Genomic DNA, 20,240 nt, shown 5'->3' with positions numbered 1-20,240 from the left:
CAGAAAGAAAACGCTGTAACAATACAAAAAAGTCGTAAAAAACAAACTATTTTTTTTAAATCGAAAAAGCCCCATTCTCGTAAAAAAAGCTTCACCGCGCTTCCAAGAAAACAATCCTGTCAAAAAGCCAGCAAATCCTAACGAAAAAAAAAAACAACTAGACAACTTAGCAATTTGGGCCAAAAAGAAGTCGTTTCATAAACCGCCAAAAAGGGAGTGGCGGCAAAAATAACAACTGCTGCAAAAAAACCAGCAAAAAAAGAGCGCATCATACGCGAAATTGAATAGGTTGTTGTAAAAAACAACCAAAAAAAATAGATCAAAAACAATGATAAAAATAACTGAGTATCAAAACCAACTGAAATTAATCGATTTGCCACCAAACGAACTGATTCATAGATATCCATAGCAAGGCTCCAAATAACGCGTTAAAAATTGATTCCAACCTTCCCCCAACAACTTATAGCTTTTGCTGCCGCATTCGATCCAATAGGAAATTCATACATCATGCCAATACCAAACGTGAATGGATATTGACGCTTCTGATGAGCGTACCCAATAAACATATAAAAACCACCTTGCATCATTCCCGGTGTTTTTATCGACTCTAAATCAAGATTCTCTCTATTTATTGTTCGCTTATCAGCAGGCGCATTAACCGCAACACCCGAATCGTCAAGTCCAATGGTTGACCACAAGTTAGTCGTTGATGCTTCTACCGATGCATTATAATTCCATTTCGCCACACCATATTTATTATCTTCCCAGCTCATAATTTCAATTTTTTCAGCTGATCGCGCACGAACAGACGATCCACACTCCAACGAAAGACCTTGGCGTGAAAAAATGCAAGCAAGTGACGCCTGCAAAGATTGGCCTGGATGAACCTTAAATTCTCGCGCCAAAACATTGGCCAGCGGAAATAGCCCTGGACTCCCAATCGCAGCACCCAACTGATATGGTCCAAACGCCAAAACCTCACCTTGTGCATTTTTAAAAAGAGGCACTCGAATCTGAGCGCTTGGAAGCATATATTTAAAATCTGAGTTTACAACAACTTCCATACACATATCATCGGACTCGAACGCAACAATATCAGCCATGAGTTCAAATCCAACCCCATGACTCTTTCCTGAAGACAAAACAGGCTCATATAAAAACTCACCTGTTCCAGAAGAACCCTGTGGAATTATGCCGCGAACTCCAAGATCAAAATGACTTGCTCCATCTGTCCAAAAGCGCACCCTCAGACCTGCTTCAAATCCACAGATACCCTGAACCTCTTGCGCAGCGGAAGAAATTTTAAGAAAGCCAAGCGCAGCTTGCTTGTTAGAAGCTTGCGTATTTACAACAGCTCCAGACAAATAGTCGAGCAACGTTACATACTTTCCACCACCGGGTAAACCCATGCCTCGCGCATCAGAAATAATCGATCGTGGATTTAACCAGGTCTTTACTTTCATGATTGGAAAACGTACATGTAATGCGATGCCTTCTTTGACTGAATCAAAACCATGCACATAATCAAAAACATGTGCATACACTTGTTTTTCGGGAGAGAAAGAAACGCGATCACGCAGGCCATATCCAAGAAACGTTGAACTTGCACGAGAAACGTCATGAATAACATCCATACTCGCAAGCAGCTCACCCGTGTCGGCTTGATCTATCCCAACAAAATTCTCAACATGATTTCGCGCTGGATTATACATGCCAAAATAATTCGAAAAGTTTTTATCAGCTCTTTGTGAAAAATAAATCGTACTTGCCTGAATACGACCACCAACTAATTTTTTTGATACCAAATCGAGCTGCTGCATAAAGTTTGACCACTTTGCAGAAGTTGCATCATACACATCAAATGAATTCACATATGTTTTTTCTCGATACTCATGCGCCGGAAAAATAAACCCGATGAACGTTAAGGCAAATACTACAATTTTTAAACGCATGATTTTTCTCCACTTTGCGCGTTCAAGCCCAACGCAACAACATCCAACTCAACAGGTTCTTGCTGTTCTTGCGTTGTTGAAATTTGCCGCTCTATCTCAATACCGATTTCTGGCAAGTATTCTGGTACCGGATCTATTAATAATTCTGTAGGAGATATAATTTCCTGTGCACCAACAACCTCTGAACTTACTTTTTTACGAGCTCGAGGTGCAGCAACCCTATCCACAGGGCTGCTTTTTACCGTTTTTGTTTCTTTTTCTTCATCGCTCTTCGTCTTTCGAGCTCGAGATGCTCCACGTCGAGCCTTTTTTTGTTTTTTATCAAGCTCGCGTTCTTCTTCTCGCTCTTTACGATCAGCTTCTTTCTGTCGTCTTTCTTCTTCTGCAAGAAATTGTTTATGAACCTTTTCTTCTTCTCTTTCTTTTGCATCACGTTCGCGCTCTAATTCTTTTTCAATTTTTTCATTTTGCCGCTGAGTAAAAGATTCAATCATATGAGCAATGTTTTTTTTATCTGGACCAGCCGGCCAAATCGCAAATGCTTCATGAACAAGATCATCAACATTTTTTATTTGCAAAACTGTCCCATTTTTTCGAACATACGATTCTGCTCGATTCAACAAACTAATTAATTTGCTCTGCAAAATACGGTTACCCGCCCACATAGATTCATCTCGTACCGCAAGTAATAAATCAGCAACCGCAATATCATGCATTTCGCTCAAAACTAATCGCCCTTTTATATCATCCAAAAAAATAACAAACCTCGGATCTGCTTTTTTTGGTGGCGTCCCCATCGCCTCATAAAAAAGGCGTTGCCGTTCTTCTATCGAAAAATCATCAACAGATTCATCATCTGTCAAAGAAACAGCTTCATACTCAGCATAAGCACCAACGATTCCAAAAAAAGCACTCAAACTCAAAAAAAAACTAATCCGTATGATTAAATCGATAAAAAAAATCACTACTGCTTGCCTCCCCAGGAAGCTTCACGTGCAACTTCTACCCTTTTTATCACATCTTTAATTTCATCTTCGTACAATGGACTAAATTTCAGCATAATTGCCGTAAGTGCACCAACAACCTGGTCATACACCGAATAGTAAAGCTTTCCTGAAATACCCTCGCCAAACCGAGAAATCTTTATTGGATTGGTCATTCCCCCGGTAAAACTATACGAAACCAATTTTTCATAAGCGTAGGCAACCAAGCCTTTCCATTCCGGAAGAACAAAAAAACCTGCATGCCGAGTGATCCAAAGAACAACCGCATCCAATTGTGCTTTATACACACGAACACATTCTTTTTGTTTTGCCACGTCATCGTCATCCCACAAATCATCAATTGTTTTGAATGGTCGCGCCAAGGCATCAACCTGCTCTTTGAGCTCCGCAAATCTTGTTCTTGAAAACTGCGTCGGCGAAACCGATTCTACGCGTTCTGGTTCAATTGCGCGATTAGGAGGAGGAGGAGGCGTTGACGATGGAGCTGCTGGTGGAGGCGTCGGTGAGGAAGTAGAACCCCCCGTTCTTGCAGGAGGAAGCGGTTCGCTTTCCTCTGGGTCGGATTCAGCATCTGCAGATCCAGAAGATGATGGAAGACGCGTATTTCCAACCTTTTTAATAAGATTTCGCACAGACTTGAGCGCAAAATTCTGTTGCCGTGCAAGCAACGCATCTTCTATCACCCGTAATTCTGCAGCGACGGTCCCATCAGCAAAATCATCTGCATCAATACGAGCAGAACGATATGCCGCCGAAGAAAGGCCAAAACAAATCAGCAGGACACAATAAATTTTACCTTGCATGACAAATCCTTTATAACTCTTTTAAATCGCACATAAAGACTGACTAAATAGATACAAATAATGCAAGAGGTACTCAAGATAATCGTTTAATAACAATCTTTTTTGCCCCTAAAACAAAATCGCAAACCCATCTTATTCGCAAGATCTACAATCTTCATGCCTCTTTACAAAAGACAAAAATCTTATAACACTAATGTAGATTATCTACAAATCTCAAACTAAACCAGTGAGGCGATAATGACCGCAAATAAACAAGATTCCCAACAAACAGCACTTTCTAAATTCTGTATAAACCTAACATCTCGAGCGCGAGAAAATAAACTCGATCCAGTAATCGGCAGAGAAGAAGAAATCCGCAGAGTTCTGCAGATTTTGTCACGAAGAACAAAAAACAATCCCGTCCTTGTTGGAGACCCAGGAGTAGGAAAAACAGCGATCGTTGAAGGTATTGCACAACGAATAATCAGCAACGATGTTCCAGAAAGCCTTAAAAATAAAGAAGTTTTCTCTCTCGACCTTGGCCTTTTAATCGCCGGCGCAAAATATCAAGGAGAGTTTGAAGAAAGACTCAAAGGATTACTCAAAGAAGTAGCGAGCGATGGCGATGGAAAAATACTTTTTATCGATGAACTGCACATGCTTGTGGGTGCAGGATCTTCTGGCGGAGGAATGGATGCATCCAATTTACTCAAACCTGCGCTTGCAAGGGGAGAACTTCACTGCATTGGAGCTACCACAACCGCTGAATACAAAAAATTTATTGAACAAGATGCAGCCCTTGAACGACGCTTTCAGAAAGTAAGCGTTGAAGAACCATCTCCCGAAGATGCTCTTTCGATCTTGCGCGGACTTAAAGAAAAATATGAACTACATCATGGAATAAAAATCAAAGACAATGCGCTTGTTCAAGCTGTACAACTTTCTGCACGCATGATTCCTGATCGCTTTTTGCCAGACAAAGCTATCGATCTAATCGATGAAGCCGCATCATTAGTCAAAATGTCACTTGAATCCAAGCCAGAAGAAATTGATTTTCTTGAACGAAAAATTCGTCAACACGAAATCGAAATGGTGGCCCTTTCTAAAGAAAAAGATGCAACATCAATAAAACAAAAAGAAAACACCGAAAAAGAATTGCTTTTGATAAAACAAAAACACGAAGAACTCACTTCTCAGTGGAAAAAAGAACGCGCTCCGATAGAAAAAATGCACAAACTCAAAGAGCAGATCGACAAAGCAAAAACCGCATATGCGCAAGCTGAACGTGAAGGTGATTACAACAAAGCATCTCGTATTAAATATGGCGAATTAACAGAACTTTCCAAGCAACTAGAACAAACAGAAGCAGAACTCTCCACAATGACGGGACGATTTGCAAAAGACGCTGTTGATGCTCAAGATATTGCAACCGTCGTTTCTCGATGGACAAAAATTCCAGTCCAGAAATTAACAGAAAGCGAAGGTCAAAAATTACTCAACATGGAAACCGTCTTACACGATCGTGTGATTGGCCAAGATGATGCAATATCAAAAGTCTGTAACACCATTCGCATTCATCGCTCAGGACTTGCCGACCCCAAAAAACCTGTTGGAACTTTTTTGTTCCTCGGACCTACTGGCGTTGGAAAAACGGAAGTTGCACGAACCCTGGCAGACTATCTTTTCAACGATGAACACAAATTAATTCGAATCGATATGTCCGAATTCATGGAAAAACATGCCGTTGCTCGATTAATTGGAGCTCCACCGGGATATATCGGTTACGAACAGGGAGGTCAGCTAACAGAAGCTGTTCGCAAAAATCCCTACAGTATTATTTTGTTTGATGAAATCGAAAAAGCTCATCCTGATGTTTTTAATATCTTTCTACAAATTTTTGATGAAGGAAGACTTACCGACTCACAAGGACGAACTGTTTCTTTTAAAAACTGCATAATCATCATGACCAGTAACATTGGTTCAGACAAAATTTTATCCGCTCACGGAGGAATCAACGTAGAATTACGACAACAATTAGATGCGTTACTGCATGCCCACTTCCGCCCAGAACTGCTCAACCGAATCGATGAAATTGTTTACTTCACAGCACTTTCAAATACAAATATCGAACGTATTTTTGATACACAACTAAAATCACTCCTGGAGCGACTTGCAGAAAAACAAATCACCCTTTCTGTTTCTCCTGAAGCAAAAACAATGATTTGTGATCTTGGATATATTCCTGAATTTGGAGCTCGTCCACTCAAACGTGCAATTCAAGAATATATCGTTCAACCACTTTCAAAAGAACTACTCAGCAATCCAGAGAAGCATTCTTTTTCATGTACAAAAAACGGTGATCTGGTTGTTATAAAACCAATCGAGTAAAAAAATCAGCAGCGATAACCTGTAAATTATCGCTGCTAAAAAAATTGCCTTTTTAATAATTCCGAAAAATACTTAACAAAAATATTTTTTCGGGTGTTCTTGGCATGAGCGTTCCATCATTTATTTTCGAACTTGTCTTACTTCTGCTGAAAACCCCTTGCGTTATAGCATCTTTTGCGGCTCGGAATGCATTTTTTTATGGAAACAAATTAGCATTTAAAACACTTCCCACTCCGACATATGCACTTTGTAAAAAAATAGTTTTATTTAGTGTTGTTCAAGCGCCAAACACCTTTGTTGAAACATTTCGCGATCCACGACCACCTCAGTACCATTTAACTCGTTTTTTGATTGCCTCTTTCTTACTCCCAATCCTGGACGATTTAAGTCATCTTAAAAATGACAAAGAACATGCCGATAAACCACCATACACTCCCGTGAATTTTCCATACTGTTCATACAAGCCGTGCATAGTAATAAACAGCATAATTAATAATGGTTTTATTTTTGCAGGAAAACTTTTTCGTTTTTGTAAGCGAGCTAGCAACATCATAATGTACGCACTCGGAACATACGTTATGACAAACCTGCTATACTCAGAAATGAATCCATTTGCACCCGGAACTATACGCCTCTCAAAGATAGGAAAACTAATTGCCGCAATCGGATACATCATTTTGCAAAACGGAGTTCATAATAATTACAGAAATCTAAAAATACTTTTTGATCGCAAAAATGCCATGACTACTGAACAATTTTTCTTACATCAATTTGCTCGTTGCATTCTTCCATTCTTAATCGCTATACAAAATCCCGTTGCTTTTTTAAGACTATGCCCCAGAGGATTAAGAGAATCCCGCTACCGGGACATGAACGATCAACACTGCGGATCTTTATTCGACGTGCTCGCTGTAGCCTATTTTAACAATCAAGATTTTCGTTACAGCTTAAACCACACAGACCCTGCATTAATACAACGCTCTCTCAAATTATGTTACTCAGACTTTTGCCCCGGCTTTTTTGATCAACCACGGGACGAGCGTTTAACAAAACTAAAACAACCACTCATTAATTATCTTACACAAAGAGCTATGAATAAACATCGCCTCACTCAAGCGGAAGCTTTGCGATACGCCCCTGAACACCTAAGAGAGTTGTGCGAAAACCTTAAAGACATAACGTTTCAAGATCCTCAATAATTAGATATCTATGAATTATTTGTTCAAAGAAAGATTTTTCAAACAAGAGCGTAATAATTGATCAAACGATAGGCTATCATCTTGACCAAGCGAAGAAAAAGCTTGGTTAATCTCAGGACGAGTATACCCAAGAGACTCTAACGCCTGAGCAACTTCAATGCGAACATTATGACCAGCAGCGCCGGTATCTCCAGTTGCACTTGATACCACACGTAATGCAGCACACTGCTCTTGTAAATCTGTGATGATCTGGGCTGCTTTCTTTGCGCCAATTCCATGAAGCGAACTCAGTGCTTTTGCATCTCCACGACCGATGGCAGAAATACATTCATACGGAGTCATCTGAGAAAGCGCTTGCAATGCAATACTGGGTCCAATTTTAGGACAAGAAATCAACATCGAAAACAATTGCTTTTCCAAGTCATCGGCAAATCCATACAACAATGGGCCTTTTTCTTGATTCCAAATGAGCGTTGTTTGCAATGAAACAAAACTACCTTGAGCATGAATTTCAGGACGTGCACATTGCACACCAAATGCAATTCCAGAAACCTCAATATGTACCACCCGGCCGGAAGAGCCAACAACTTTTCCAGAAATTTTTTCAATCATCACAAAATCCTACGCCAATTTATTTAAAATGCGCTGAATGTAATTCTCGCTCAACTCGATCTTGATCTTCTTCGACCAGAAATGCCAAGCGAGTTAAACTTGCAGGTAATTCTTTTTTTAGAATAAATCTAAACCACAATCCAAAGATCCAACTTGTCCATCCGACAACCTCAACCCGAATCGTCATGCGCTGCATCCCGCCAACAAACGAAATAATGTAACTAAATACAACTTCGTTTCCCCACGACTGGGATGATAAAACAAACATTCTATCGGGCTCAACTCGCTTAATTACAAAATGAGCAACTCGGTCAACTCCCATATTCAATTGCCCCGAGCTACCAACTTTAAACCCGCCAGTCAATTTTGACGAAACGAGTCTTACAACCCATTCTTTCCATGACACAACATCAATCAAACGATTCCAAATAACCGACGGTTTAGCCTTTGTTGCGATAGAAGATTCAATAACGATCATACAGTTTCAAGAGCCTTTTTGAGCAACGGCTGAACAACTTGTGGACTTGCACGACCTGATGTTTTTTTCATAACTTGTCCAACAAAATATCCAAACAATTTTTGATTTCCACCGCGATAAGATGCAACAACATCTGGCTCTTTTGCTAGAACCTCTTCGATTATTGCTAAAATTTCAGACTCATCGCCGATTTGTTGCAAGCCTTTTTCTTGAATAATTATTGACGGATATTTTCCTGTAGCTGCCATCTCTGCAAAAACTTCTTGTGCTGTTGGTGCATTAATAACACCTTGAACCAACTCTTGAATCAACTCACCAAGCATTTCGGGTTCAATCAAACATGAAGTCAAATCTTGTTTGCTTTCTTTTAAATATCCAAGCAAATCACGCAGAACCCAATTACAGGCCATTTTTGGTTGTCTGCACCGTTGCACAACAGCCTCATAAAAATCAGCCTGCTGCTTTTCGCCAGTCAAAATAGTCGCCTCATATACCGAAAGACCATACTGATTGCCGAATCGAACAATTTTTTGTTTTGCAAGCTCTGGAACCTGTGTTTTTACTCGTTTAACCCATTCATCATCAACAACAACAAGTGGCAAATCAGGATCTGAAAAATAGCGATAGTCATAACTACTTTCTTTCGATCTCATAAACACTGTTTTTTGATCATGCGAATCCCACAAACGCGTTTCCTGCTTTACCGCTCCACCCTCTTGAATCAATGAAATTTGACGATCAATTTCATAGTCAACAGCCTGAACAATATACCTAAATGAATTAATATTTTTTAATTCAACCCGTGTTCCAAGCTTAGACGCACCCTTTTTCTTAACCGAAACGTTAACATCTGCACGAAATGAACCTTCTTCCATGTTACCATCGCAAATACCAAGATACCGAACAATTGAATGCAATCCGGTAAGGTATTCACGCACGTCATGCGAATCTTGCAAATCTGGCTCTGAAACAATTTCAATCAAAGGTGTTCCTGCTCGATTACAGTCAACAAAACTTTCACCAGCAGCGCCATGAATATTTTTACCAGCATCTTCTTCCATGTGAATTCGATTAATTCTAATCACCTTTTCTGAACCATCTGCACGAATGATTACATATTTACCATTTTCACAGATTGGACGATCGCCCTGAGTAACTTGATATTTTTTTGGCAAATCGGGATAAAAATAATGCTTACGAGCAAATTCAGAAATAGTATTGATACGCGATTCTGTGGCAATACCCATCATAATCGCATATTCAAGGGCTTTTTTGTTCAAAACAGGTAATGCCCCGGGTTGTCCTGTACAAACAACACAAATGTGAGTGTTTGGCTGAGCACCAAACGCAATAGAACAAGAACAAAAAATTTTCGATTGAGTCAACAGCTGAACGTGAACTTCAACTCCAATTGTTGCCTCATAATCAGGATGTCGCTCAAGAACAGAAGAAAGAGATGTAGTTGTCATAAAACAAGAAAAACACTTTTTAAAAATATTAATAACACTCAAAGTGTATCAAAAAACAAAAAAATCGACAGATCCTAACAACCTATCGATTTTTTTCCAGACATTAAAACTGCCTACCCACTAGCCCAATAAATATGCTACTTCCTGCCTGGACATCAGTATCATTTCTTTTAATAAAATCAGCATTCCCGGAATAAGCAAGCGCAACTTATAACACTTTAAATCATGGTCAAAATGTTGACTAAGGCCTAAATAATCAATCAAAGCCTCTCCCGACTGCATCAATAAATGAACCGCTAATAATGTTTTCACTCCTTTTTTAGCCGCAACAGTAGCAAAAAAACCTTTTAAAAAGGCCACACTTAGACCTGAGACAATTCGTTGCGCACAGCGAGTAACCTCTGCAGAATCAAACAACTCTCCATTTGTCTTACAAACATCGCCTTCAGACCTATAATGGAACGTTTTTTTAAATTCACATAAAATTTCAGTAACCATGTACGCCATAAAATAATTTGTAGGCGCGCTTCTCTTGCTCCCCAAATTAACTATTGCGTTCTTACATCGAGTCCACAGTGACGGAGAAAAATATCGGGGATAAACTTGCTGAGCTGCAGCCATAAGGGCATCATTGCGTCGCATTAAAACGTCAAGCTGAACTTCTTGGTCATGCATTAATTGATCAAGCTGAATTCCTAAATGATCAATATCCAAAACAACATTTTCATCATCCCATCCATCTCGCTCCGGGGATGGCGGAACAGATTTTAAGCCCCCTGTATCACCAGAAACACTATTTCGCACTGGCGTTGACTGCCGGGAATTTGGTGCAACTGCCGGAACATGTCGAGGAGGAGTACTTGGCGCAGAAGAACCTCCCGCATCTGACAACACACGAGGAGTTACCATCGAAAAACTCGATCCACTTACAACCAAAAACACTAGTAAAACTATTTTTTTAACATTCATACAAAAACCCCCTCAAATGTAAATTTGAAAAAAAGATATCACTCAAAAAAAAAATTTCTTAATATAAACACATAACCATTTGCAAAATAAAAAAAATTACTGCTATGCTTATTTTGTGTTTCAACAAGAAACAATTCACAAAAAAAGGGGCCGTGTCATGAAAGTCAGAACAGCCATATGTTCAAACAAATAGCCGCAATAATTTATTTATAAATTTAAAACTTTAATCTTCAAATCCTTATTCGGCTTACCCTCTTTTTTATCTATTATTTTTTAGCACTTCATACTGGAATTATTTATATGAGTATTCTTTTATCCCTTCGCGGAATTACCAAAGTCTACGGAGTTGGAACAACTGCACGCACAGCGCTTAAAGGCGTTGACCTTGATATTCAAAAAGGCGAGATCCTTGGACTTCTTGGTGTGAATGGAGCAGGAAAAACAACCCTTGCGTCAATCATTGCAACACTCAATCCGCCAACATCTGGAACAATAACCCTAAACAGCGCGTCAATCTACGATGACGTGCCTGCATATCGCAAGATTATTGGCTTCTGCCCACAAAAACCAAACGTAAACCCACAACTTACGATTAAACAAAATTTACTCTTTGCGGGACGATTTTACGGCATTTCAGCCGAAGAAACAGAATCACGTGTTGCACAATTAATGAAACGGTTTGAACTAGAAACCTATGCCGAAAATTACATCGATCAACTCTCTGGTGGGTACAAACAACGATTTTTAATTGCTCGTGCTCTTATCCACAAACCACAACTCATTTTGTTTGATGAACCAACAGTTGCGCTCGATCCTCATGTCAGACACGAAGTTTGGGACTTGCTCAAAGAACTTCGCTCGCAAGGCGTCACCATTGTGCTCACCACTCACTACCTTGATGAAGCAGAAGCACTTTCTGATCGAGTTTGTATTTTAGATGAGGGGGTAATTCGTCTCATCGACACACCTGCAAACCTCAAATCCGAACACGGCAAGGCGCGACTCGAAGACGTGTTTATTAAACTTATCAACGAAAAAAACGATTAAAGGATTTTTATGACAACCTTTTTATCATATCTGCCCACACTCGGGCACCTGCTGTATGCAGATTTTTTAACATTTAAACATTTATTTAAAGACAAAATAGTTGATTTTTTCATCTATGCATCCCTAACAACTGTAGTTATGAGTCACTTTGTTCAAGGCGTTGGAATTTCTGCAAATTTTGGTCTTTTTACCGCCGCAACAGGTGTTGCGGTGAGTGGAATGTTTGAAATTTTTCCACGCGTCATGACCCTTCTAAGCGACCTAGAAGGAAACAAGGTTATTTCTTACGACACAACACTTCCAATTCCAACCTGGATGTCGTTGACACGAATTGGACTTTCTGATGGATTGCGAAATCTACTTGTAGGGTCACTCAGCCTGCCATTTGGTCTGCTGTTTGTCTGGAATGAATTTAACATTGCAAACTTCAACCCCACATGGTTTATCGTTTTACTAATCTTAAATTCATTGTTTTTTGGTTTTTTTGGAATGTTTCTTGCAAGCTTTGTCAAAAACATGAGCAAAGTTGGAAGCATGTGGATGCGAGTAATTTTTCCACTATGGACTCTTGGTGGATTTCAATTCACCTGGTTAAGCCTTTATTTGAAATCACCATTTTTTTCGTACCTTGCCCTTCTGAATCCATTTTTGTACACCATGGAAGGAATGAGAGCCGCCATCCTCGGCCAACCGGGAAGCTTACCGTTGTGGGTATGCGCAACAGCACTTGCTAGTTTTACAATCCTTTGTGGCTGGCTCGCTGTACAAAATATAATGAAACGACTTGATTGCGTTTAAAAAACACTCTGGGTCTGGTTATATTAGCCAGACCCTTTAAAAAAGGAATAAATACGGTATGTCAAAATTTTTAATGCCAATTTTCAGTGCAATTCTTCTTATCAGAGACAATAAAATCTGCCTGCTCAAAAGATCAAAAAACGCACGACTGTTACCTGGCTTTTATGCACTCCCTGGAGGCGGAATCGATGGAAATGAACGTATTCCAGATGCCGCTGCTCGTGAGGCTCTCGAAGAACTTAGGATTACAGTACAACCAAAAGACTTACAATGCGTACATACCACTCACGTCAAAACACCAGACAACCAGGAATATATAAATTTTTATTTTTTAACAAAAACGTTTTCTGGAGAACCGCAAAACACTGAACCCGAAAAATGCGATGGCGTTTTCTGGTTTGACATGAATGAATTGCCCACAGACTTACTTCCCAACCACAAAAAAGTTCTTGATTTGATAAAAGAAAATAAAACATTTAGCGACTTTGGCTGGTAACTATAAAATTAAACATTCATACGCTAATATTATTAAAAAAATTAACGTCATTTGATTGATACATGTTAAAAAAAATAAAATCTTATTCCTCTGTTTTATGGCAACTCATTTTAGCCGACCTTGTTGGCTACTCGTCATCTCGATACCTCAAAGATCTGCTTGATAGCTTTTTTTGGATTGCAACTACGCTCTTTGTTTCGGGAAAACTCCTTGGCAGTTTTGGGATTGCGCCCGGATTTGGTATTTTTGTTGCAACTGGGGTACCTGCAACGCGCTGTTTATTTCAGATTTATGGACGAACCACTACGGTGATAATCGATTTTTTAAGCAACAAATCAATCTCGTATGACATTACACTGCCAATTCCTTCATGGTTGGCGATCTTCAGAATTGCGCTTTCATCGTGCATCCGCAATTTATTGCTCAGCCTTCCCGCTCTTCCTTTTGGGCTCATTTTTGTCTGGGACGAATTTAATCCAGCAACCGTTTGTATTTTAAAATATATTCTCATTCTTTTTCTGACCGCATTTTGCTGCGCAACCCTTGGGCTTCTTATCGCAAGCGTTACAAACAGCGCCGAAGAACTCGGCTCAATCTGGAATCGCATTCTTTCGCCCATGTGGATGCTTGGAGGGTTTCAATTCCCCTGGTCAACGCTCAACGCTAAAATATCTTTTCTGGGAAAGCTTGCCCTGCTAAACCCGATGACCTACGCGATGGAAGGCATCCGCTCGACCATCCTTGGCCCAGAAAAATTTTTGTCATTTTGGCTCTGCGTTGTGGCACTCATCGTCTTTTCTACGCTTTTTAGCTACTTCGGGATAAAAAGAATGGCAAAAAAGCTTGATAGCGTCTAAACATTACACAAAGAAACAATTTGCGGCCACAAAAAACGATTTTTTGATAAAATTTCGCCTTTTTATCGCGTTAATTACAAAAACTATAGTTCGAAATATCATAAAAACTGTTATAAAAAATCAATATCAAAATAACACGCTTGAATCCTGGTTCTAAAAAAACGTTAACCAAATCAAACACTTTGGGGCGCTGCGATATTTTTGCAGCGCCCTTTTTATTTCACCATAAAGCCTTTGCTCAAGAACTAAAAACCTAAAAAAACGTCTTTTTTACAAAAGTTTTTCGTATTCGATTGATCTTAAATATGGAGTCAAATCAGCGGTGCGCTTTTCATCCCCTTCAAAAGTTTTTGCTATTTTACCATCTTTTATCACCCACAACTTATTTCCCAGATAGCGAGCAATATCCAAATCATGAGTAATAAACAAAATAGTTTGCTTAAGAGCCAGATGTTTTTCCTTCACCAGCATTAGTAGCCGAGTTGCTGACTCTGGATCAAGCGCTGCTGTTGGTTCATCCAAAAGTAAAATTTGCGGCTGAAACAACGTGCTCAATAAAAATGCAATTGTCTGTCGTTGACCACCAGAAAGTCTATTCATCGGTGTTTGTAATAAAATATCAATATTTTCACCCATCGGTGCAAAGAGCGCACGCTCATCAACACCATCAAGAACCGATGTCCAGTGCGCAAGCGAAACCGAATTGCATCGCAACATTGCAAGAGCAAGATTCTCACGAACCGTCATCTCACCAACAATATTCTGCGAAGGATTCTGAAAAATTCTAAAAACGATATCACTTCGCCCCGCATAATCGATTGCAGTGACATCTTTTCCATGACAAAAAATTTGTCCGCTATTCGGCAAGACAGTGCCTGAAATCAAGTCAAAAATAGTTGTTTTTCCAACCCCATTTGGACCAATGATGACAACAAAATCACCTGCATCAACCGAGCAAGTAAGATTTTTAAAAATTTCTTTAGGGCCATACGAAAGGCCTATATTTTTGATATTAATCATCGTGAACCTTCATCCGCTTGAGCGCCCCTAGAATTTATTATTTTAATAGTTGCAACAGCAAGAACAAGCACTGCCGTTAACAACTTTGACCACTGTGGATCAATGTCACATTCATACACCAAAGAAAGGAGTAGTTGATAAACAACAGAACCAATCAGCAAATGAATCAGAGCAAAACGTATCGGAAAAAGCTCAGCAATCATAAGCCCTGTGAGCGAAACCACCAAAATACCAACATTCATCCAGATCGAAAAATATCCAACATACTGAACATACAAGGCCCCGCCAAATGCAGTCAGTCCGTTAGCAACAATCAACGCACACGCCTTGTACACCCACACACGTCTACCCAAAGATGAAACAAGTTGCACATTAGCACCAGTAGCGCGCAGCATTATACCAACCGAAGATCGATGCAACAAGTGATACAAAAAACCATATAAAATCAATGCACACAACAAAATCACTGACAAATTTTTGGCATCGCCCAAGAATGTCATCTGCGAAAAGCAGGTCTGTGTGCCAATCAGCGAAATAGTGCTACCAGCCATCATCAGAACCACTGAAAATAATCCACTAGTTACAACGATCCCACTAATCAACATCGAAAGCCCAAGCCCACAATGAATCGCAGAGGTAATCCCCCCAACAATCATGCCACCACAAAGCGCAAAGATTAATGCTGCAAAAGGATTTACTCCCCAGCCAAGAACAATCGCTCCAAGAGCTGCTCCAAAGGAAAAACTTCCCTCTAAAGATAAATCATCAAACTTCATAATTCGAGAAGTTGTATACACCCCAAGCACGAGTAACGCAAAAATTATGCCGCGCTCAAAAGCACCCAAAACAACTAATCCCAAGCCATTCATTTTTATACCTTATTTTTATTCAAATTCAATTTCATAACGTTTGACGATTATTTTGTACGATACCGGCTTGAATAAACGGTTATTGAAGCCGGTATCGTACAAAATAGAATATTAATCAACAAAATCTATATTCAAAACACAGCCCATTTGAGCAAGAGAATCTAACACCACCTTATTAAGAGCAATCGCAGGTGTTGCCCGAGTAATACCAACCTCAGAGGGTGCACACTCACCATTAAGTACACGAGTTGCTGCAACGCCCAGATCAAACCCAAGTTGGTAGTAATCCATGCCAAGTCCAGCGGCGGGTCCTGATGCAACCAATGTTTTATCGGCAACAACCATCGGAACTCCAACCTCTTTGCACTGAGCAGCTAATGAAGACATCACGCTTGCAATTGTATTATCTGTTGGAGCAATACATACATCAATTTTTCTCAGGCTGCTTTTTAGCGCGCCCAAAATATCCGCCTCCGTAACCCCTGCAATACGAACAGGCGTCAGTCCCTTTGTTCTGCAAGCATCTTCAATTTCATGCAACTCTGCACACGCTACCTCCGAACTAGGATTGTACAAAATACCAACAGTTTTTGCCTTTGGAATTAATTTCTGCACAAAAAGAGCCAACTGCCGCAAATCAAAATGATCAGAAATACCTGCAACATTATCTTTAAGAATTCCTGATTTTTCAGGGTAGGTCACTGCTGTAAAAAAAATCGGGCGATCAGACTCTTTTTGCACAAGCGCTTGAGCGGCAGGAGTCCCAAACGCTGCAAACGCCGCAACATCTGAACGAGAAATCAGACTCTGAGCGATTGTCTGAGCATTAATAACGGATCCATCAGCATTTTTGACAACAAATGAGTATGTATCTTTTGTTGCTGCAACAACCGCATCACAAAATCCATCACACGCTGCATCAATGGCTGGGTGTGATGCAATTTTAATCACTGCAATCACAGGCTTTTGTGCCCCTGAGTAGCGATTTTTAAGAAACAAAAAAAATCCAAAAAACAGCGATAAACTAAATAAACTAATAAAAACTTTTTTCACGAAAAACTCCATCTAATAAAAATACCCCCGAGATAATCTCCGGGGGTATGCTGAATACAAAATTTTGTATCAAATAACAACCTAAACTAACTCACACATTTTTTGTATAAGTAGTTTTGAATAAATACAACAGTGAACAACCAAAGTCTTCACCGCATCACCTCAATAGGTTTAGTTTTTGATAATAATTACATAATATATTCAAAAAAATAATACTCAACAACTTCAACTCTCATCCTATAAAAAATCAAAAAAACGATACAAATCTGTTTTTTTTTCAAGCTCAGATAGTTAACGGACAACTTATGCAAGCGAAACACGCACCTCATGTTATTCCAACACTCGTAGAAATTTCGACGCTAAAAAAACATTTCACAAATCAAACTACAAAAAACATCGCAAAATCACTTTTTATTTCACAGTGAAATCTCAAAAACACAAAAAACGCTATAAATCGATAAAAAAAACTCTTTTTAAACTAAACACACGAAATGACTGATTGTACAATACTGATTCCCTTGCTATACGCAACTGTATATTTTTTAACACCAAAAGGGGTTTATGTTTTCGTTTCAATCAACACGTTTAGTTCTTATTATTTTCACTGCAAGTGCAACACTTTTTTCTGGATCCGTAAGCTCTCGACCAAAAAACGAAAAAGTACATCCGATCGATTCCTCAAGCGAGGCTGAATTAACTCTGGTTGACCAAATAACCAAAGAGATGAAACAATATCATGAAGCTCTCAAACAAGTAGAACAAAAAATAATGCACAAAATAAAACACGAAGAAAGCTCTGGTGTGTTTATTTCCGAAGATAGAAAAAGAAAATTGGCAATCGAAGGATTAACTCTACTTCTTTCAAAAACATGTGCGATTCTTAAAGAGCTTACAAACCGAGTACTTTTGATGAATTCAACTGAACTTGACGACGTGCGCATTCAACTCATCATCATGGAAAATATTCGCTTTTTTACACAAAAAAAAGAAGCCCTTGAACGTCTTGGTGAAGAATACAATCTTGTAAAATTTACCTCACAATCACGACGCAATAGTATCTAAGTTTATTTGAAGGGCGCGAATCGCGCCCTTTTTTATTTTACCCAATCAGTAAATTGCTTATTCATCCAGGCTTCAAATGCTTTCGGTCCTTGCGATCCTTTTTCATAGTGATTTAATTCAATTCTTTCACGATCTATCGCATCAATAATTTTCCAAGACTCTTCAATTTCATCAAACCTGACAAAAACCGATTGATCACCTCGTAATGCATCTGCAATCAAAACCTCATAAGCCTGCGGCGTATTTGGCCCCAAAAAAGCACTGTGGTAAAAATTCATCACCACGGGCATGGTTGCATTACTCCCAACCGCCTTACCATTCAATTTCAACGAAAAACCTTCATCTGGCTCGATAGTAATAGTGAGTACATTTGCTTCGCCCGAAAATTGTGTCCGCAAGTGAGTACTCTTGCGAAAAACAATATCAATACGCGTTTCTTTTTTACTCAAAGCCTTTCCTGTTTTGAGAAAGAATGGCACACCTCGCCATCTTTCGGTATCAATCGATAACCGTACCGCAGCAAATGTCTCGGTTTTTGATTCCGGATTCACATCTTTTTCAGTCAGGTATCCTTGATACTGCCCCAAAAAAACATCGCTTACTGCAGTCTTTTTGAGAACTAAAACTTTTGCATCTCGAATCGCCTCACCCGATAGTTCTTTGGGCGGTTCCATGGCCACAAGTGCCAGCAATTGAAGCATATGATTTTGCACCACATCTTTAAGCGCGCCATACTGATCGTAAAAAGCACCGCGAGATTCTACCGACACGGTTTCTGCAAGCGTAATATTAACCGACTCAATAAAAACCGTATTCCACAACGGCTCTAAAATGGCATTTGAAAATCGAATAACCGCAATATTTGCAACCAACTCTTTTCCCAAATAATGGTCAATGCGATAAGCCTGTTGCTCACAAAAAACTTCTGCTATTTTCTGGTTTATTTGCTGTGCAGATGCCAAATCTTTTCCAAAGGGTTTTTCATAAATCACGCGCTGCCATGAACATAGTTTGTCACCACATAATTGACCATGTTCTCTTTTTTGCACAATTTCATGCATCGCTAATTGTTCAGTAATTGTTGCAAAATGCTCTGGCATTGTCGCCAAAAAAAATAATCTATTCCCCGAAAGTTTTTTTTCTTCTTCTGCTAGCTCAAGAACATTTTTAAGAATCTTGTAATCAGCAGGAGTATAAAAATCGAGTTTTACATAGATAAAATGTGCTTTTAATCTCTGCCAAATATCATCAACTCGATTGGCAACAAATTTTTCTGCAGCGGCAAAAATAGTTTCTACTGTTGCCAGCTCTCGCCCAGTCCCAATAATCACAAATGAATCTAAAAGCCCATCGGCAAGCAATTTGTATAATGCAGGAATAAGCTTACGCTTAGTCAAATCCCCGGTAGCCCCCATCAGCACAATTGAACAATTAAATCCATTCATAATAATCGCTTTCTAAATACTTAATCGAAGTTGCCGAGAGTCCCGCTCGTGCTCGAGCTTAACCAAAGTGATTCCAAAAATATTAGCCATTTCAAATGTTGAGATAAAATCAAAATACTCTTCTTGATAACAAATTTTTTTGATTCCGTAGGTTGCAATAACCGTCAAGCAATTCGCACACGGCGACATGGTAACCACAAGTAAATCACATTCGTAGGGTTTTACATACCGCAAAGCATTAATTTCTGCATGCACGACAAATGGCCGCCGCTTATCTCGAGAACTCCAGTCGATCGCAACACCTGCCGGTGCACCATTGTACCCGATACTCGCCACAGAATGATCTTTACGCATCGCAACTGCACCAACCTGAACATATGGATCTTCCGATCGCAACGCTGCAACTTGCGCAATTTTCATTGCATATTGCTCCCATGAAATACGTGCCATACCAATCCCTTCATTTCAGATTTTTCCAGAATCGCAGATCAGAGTAGCACACAAAAAGGCAAGAACAAAGATTCAATTTTTTAAAAAAATCGACCCACAAAGAATTGTTTAAAAAAAGTTTTTTTTCGTTTGCCCCATTTAACCATCATGATATGATTACCCCCGAAAAGAAGACTAAACAAAGGAGATTTTACATGCCGTTGTTAAACGATTCAAAAACAGATCCAAATAAAATTCTTCCAATGCGTTACCCCTGGGCGCGTGAACATTACAAAAATGGAATCGCAAAC

The 20,240-nt window shown here is 39.4% G+C and carries 19 protein-coding genes; 7 read left to right on the top strand and 12 right to left on the bottom strand.

Annotation, left to right across the window (positions count from 1 at the left end):
* Positions 1–428: 428 nt before the first annotated feature.
* The 3 genes from FJ366_03345 to FJ366_03335 are packed head-to-tail and all read right to left on the bottom strand — an operon-like array spanning position 429 to position 3,759.
* Positions 429–1,952 carry a hypothetical protein gene (locus tag FJ366_03345; GenBank protein ID MBM3894602.1) on the bottom strand — a complete coding sequence of 508 codons (1,524 nt, stop codon included), beginning with the start codon at positions 1,950–1,952 and terminating at the stop codon, positions 429–431.
* Positions 1,943–2,917, bottom strand: a complete 975-nt coding sequence (locus FJ366_03340) for a hypothetical protein (protein MBM3894601.1) — start codon at positions 2,915–2,917, stop codon at positions 1,943–1,945. The genes FJ366_03345 and FJ366_03340 overlap by 10 nt, the downstream gene beginning before the upstream one ends.
* On the bottom strand, positions 2,917–3,759 hold the full coding sequence (locus FJ366_03335; protein ID MBM3894600.1) for a hypothetical protein: 843 nt from the start codon (positions 3,757–3,759) through the stop codon (positions 2,917–2,919). Before FJ366_03335 ends, FJ366_03340 begins: the two co-directional genes overlap by 1 nt.
* Before the next feature lie 237 nt (positions 3,760–3,996).
* Between FJ366_03335 and FJ366_03330 the strand changes: the two genes are divergently transcribed.
* Together FJ366_03330 and FJ366_03325 are read left to right on the top strand one after the other, a co-directional pair.
* Positions 3,997–6,126 (top strand): AAA family ATPase, encoded by a 2,130-nt coding sequence (locus FJ366_03330; GenBank protein MBM3894599.1) that lies wholly within the window; start codon positions 3,997–3,999, stop codon positions 6,124–6,126.
* A gap of 104 nt (positions 6,127–6,230) precedes the next feature.
* Complete coding sequence (locus FJ366_03325; GenBank protein MBM3894598.1) at positions 6,231–7,325, top strand: hypothetical protein; 1,095 nt, start codon at positions 6,231–6,233, stop codon at positions 7,323–7,325.
* Positions 7,326–7,340: 15 nt separating this feature from the next.
* Here the strand turns inward: FJ366_03325 and FJ366_03320 are convergent, their stop codons facing one another.
* The 4 genes from FJ366_03320 to FJ366_03305 all read right to left on the bottom strand — a co-directional run bounded on the left by FJ366_03320 (position 7,341) and on the right by FJ366_03305 (position 10,853).
* Positions 7,341–7,937, bottom strand: coding sequence for a Holliday junction branch migration protein RuvA (locus tag FJ366_03320; GenBank protein MBM3894597.1), 597 nt, complete (start codon positions 7,935–7,937; stop codon positions 7,341–7,343).
* A gap of 19 nt (positions 7,938–7,956) precedes the next feature.
* Positions 7,957–8,415 carry a hypothetical protein gene (locus tag FJ366_03315; protein MBM3894596.1) on the bottom strand — a complete coding sequence of 153 codons (459 nt, stop codon included), beginning with the start codon at positions 8,413–8,415 and terminating at the stop codon, positions 7,957–7,959.
* Positions 8,412–9,884, bottom strand: a complete 1,473-nt coding sequence (gene gatB, locus FJ366_03310) for an Asp-tRNA(Asn)/Glu-tRNA(Gln) amidotransferase subunit GatB (GenBank protein ID MBM3894595.1) — start codon at positions 9,882–9,884, stop codon at positions 8,412–8,414. The genes FJ366_03315 and gatB overlap by 4 nt, the downstream gene beginning before the upstream one ends.
* Before the next feature lie 120 nt (positions 9,885–10,004).
* Complete coding sequence (locus tag FJ366_03305; GenBank protein MBM3894594.1) at positions 10,005–10,853, bottom strand: hypothetical protein; 849 nt, start codon at positions 10,851–10,853, stop codon at positions 10,005–10,007.
* A 300-nt stretch (positions 10,854–11,153) separates the two neighbouring features.
* Between FJ366_03305 and FJ366_03300 the strand changes: the two genes are divergently transcribed.
* The 4 genes from FJ366_03300 (at position 11,154) to FJ366_03285 (ending at position 14,051) form a co-directional block, all read left to right on the top strand.
* Positions 11,154–11,900, top strand: coding sequence for an ABC transporter ATP-binding protein (locus FJ366_03300; protein MBM3894593.1), 747 nt, complete (start codon positions 11,154–11,156; stop codon positions 11,898–11,900).
* 9 nt (positions 11,901–11,909) lie between these two features.
* A complete protein-coding gene (locus FJ366_03295) occupies positions 11,910–12,698 on the top strand; it encodes a hypothetical protein (GenBank protein ID MBM3894592.1) in 789 nt (262 codons plus the stop codon).
* A gap of 58 nt (positions 12,699–12,756) precedes the next feature.
* Complete coding sequence (locus tag FJ366_03290; GenBank protein ID MBM3894591.1) at positions 12,757–13,194, top strand: NUDIX domain-containing protein; 438 nt, start codon at positions 12,757–12,759, stop codon at positions 13,192–13,194.
* Positions 13,195–13,256: 62 nt separating this feature from the next.
* The gene (locus tag FJ366_03285) at positions 13,257–14,051 is read left to right on the top strand and encodes a hypothetical protein (protein ID MBM3894590.1); all 795 of its coding nucleotides are present in this window, start codon (positions 13,257–13,259) and stop codon (positions 14,049–14,051) included.
* A 270-nt stretch (positions 14,052–14,321) separates the two neighbouring features.
* On the opposite strand, the gene FJ366_03280 is transcribed toward FJ366_03285, so the two are convergent.
* The 3 genes from FJ366_03280 to FJ366_03270 form a co-directional block, all read right to left on the bottom strand.
* Entirely contained in the window at positions 14,322–15,071 is a 750-nt protein-coding gene (locus tag FJ366_03280; GenBank protein MBM3894589.1) for an ATP-binding cassette domain-containing protein, read from the bottom strand.
* Positions 15,068–15,940 carry a hypothetical protein gene (locus tag FJ366_03275; protein MBM3894588.1) on the bottom strand — a complete coding sequence of 291 codons (873 nt, stop codon included), beginning with the start codon at positions 15,938–15,940 and terminating at the stop codon, positions 15,068–15,070. Before FJ366_03275 ends, FJ366_03280 begins: the two co-directional genes overlap by 4 nt.
* 111 nt (positions 15,941–16,051) lie before the next feature.
* A complete protein-coding gene (locus FJ366_03270; protein ID MBM3894587.1) occupies positions 16,052–17,005 on the bottom strand; it encodes a hypothetical protein in 954 nt (317 codons plus the stop codon).
* Between the two features lie 549 nt (positions 17,006–17,554).
* On the opposite strand from FJ366_03270, the gene FJ366_03265 reads away from it, so the two are divergent.
* On the top strand, positions 17,555–18,055 hold the full coding sequence (locus tag FJ366_03265) for a hypothetical protein (protein MBM3894586.1): 501 nt from the start codon (positions 17,555–17,557) through the stop codon (positions 18,053–18,055).
* Between the two features lie 32 nt (positions 18,056–18,087).
* Here FJ366_03265 and zwf read toward each other — a convergent pair whose 3' ends face one another.
* Together zwf and FJ366_03255 are read right to left on the bottom strand one after the other, a co-directional pair.
* Positions 18,088–19,500 (bottom strand): glucose-6-phosphate dehydrogenase, encoded by a 1,413-nt coding sequence (gene zwf, locus FJ366_03260; protein MBM3894585.1) that lies wholly within the window; start codon positions 19,498–19,500, stop codon positions 18,088–18,090.
* A 12-nt stretch (positions 19,501–19,512) separates the two neighbouring features.
* Positions 19,513–19,950 (bottom strand): deoxycytidylate deaminase, encoded by a 438-nt coding sequence (locus FJ366_03255; GenBank protein MBM3894584.1) that lies wholly within the window; start codon positions 19,948–19,950, stop codon positions 19,513–19,515.
* Positions 19,951–20,240: the final 290 nt, after the last annotated feature.

It is taken from the genome of Candidatus Dependentiae bacterium, assembly GCA_016871815.1.
In the GTDB taxonomy this organism is placed as follows: Bacteria; Babelota; Babeliae; order Babelales.
The sequence above is the reverse complement of the archived record's forward strand: the minus strand, read 5'-3'. Positions and strand labels throughout refer to the sequence as shown.

Bases quoted from the DNA above. Each gene is read 5' to 3' on its own strand.
- FJ366_03345 (MBM3894602.1), bottom strand. From the start codon at position 1,952: ATGCGTTTAAAAATTGTAGTATTTGCCTTAACGTTCATCGGGTTTATT.
- FJ366_03315 (MBM3894596.1), bottom strand. From the start codon at position 8,415: ATGATCGTTATTGAATCTTCTATCGCAACAAAGGCTAAACCGTCGGTT.
- FJ366_03320 (MBM3894597.1), bottom strand. From the start codon at position 7,937: ATGATTGAAAAAATTTCTGGAAAAGTTGTTGGCTCTTCCGGCCGGGTG.
- FJ366_03285 (MBM3894590.1), top strand. From the start codon at position 13,257: ATGTTAAAAAAAATAAAATCTTATTCCTCTGTTTTATGGCAACTCATT.
- gatB (MBM3894595.1), bottom strand. From the start codon at position 9,884: ATGACAACTACATCTCTTTCTTCTGTTCTTGAGCGACATCCTGATTAT.
- FJ366_03295 (MBM3894592.1), top strand. From the start codon at position 11,910: ATGACAACCTTTTTATCATATCTGCCCACACTCGGGCACCTGCTGTAT.
- FJ366_03280 (MBM3894589.1), bottom strand. From the start codon at position 15,071: ATGATTAATATCAAAAATATAGGCCTTTCGTATGGCCCTAAAGAAATT.
- FJ366_03270 (MBM3894587.1), bottom strand. From the start codon at position 17,005: ATGGAGTTTTTCGTGAAAAAAGTTTTTATTAGTTTATTTAGTTTATCG.
- FJ366_03305 (MBM3894594.1), bottom strand. From the start codon at position 10,853: ATGAATGTTAAAAAAATAGTTTTACTAGTGTTTTTGGTTGTAAGTGGA.
- FJ366_03300 (MBM3894593.1), top strand. From the start codon at position 11,154: ATGAGTATTCTTTTATCCCTTCGCGGAATTACCAAAGTCTACGGAGTT.
- FJ366_03330 (MBM3894599.1), top strand. From the start codon at position 3,997: ATGACCGCAAATAAACAAGATTCCCAACAAACAGCACTTTCTAAATTC.
- zwf (MBM3894585.1), bottom strand. From the start codon at position 19,500: ATGAATGGATTTAATTGTTCAATTGTGCTGATGGGGGCTACCGGGGAT.
- FJ366_03265 (MBM3894586.1), top strand. From the start codon at position 17,555: ATGTTTTCGTTTCAATCAACACGTTTAGTTCTTATTATTTTCACTGCA.
- FJ366_03275 (MBM3894588.1), bottom strand. From the start codon at position 15,940: ATGAATGGCTTGGGATTAGTTGTTTTGGGTGCTTTTGAGCGCGGCATA.
- FJ366_03335 (MBM3894600.1), bottom strand. From the start codon at position 3,759: ATGCAAGGTAAAATTTATTGTGTCCTGCTGATTTGTTTTGGCCTTTCT.
- FJ366_03325 (MBM3894598.1), top strand. From the start codon at position 6,231: ATGAGCGTTCCATCATTTATTTTCGAACTTGTCTTACTTCTGCTGAAA.
- FJ366_03255 (MBM3894584.1), bottom strand. From the start codon at position 19,950: ATGGCACGTATTTCATGGGAGCAATATGCAATGAAAATTGCGCAAGTT.
- FJ366_03290 (MBM3894591.1), top strand. From the start codon at position 12,757: ATGTCAAAATTTTTAATGCCAATTTTCAGTGCAATTCTTCTTATCAGA.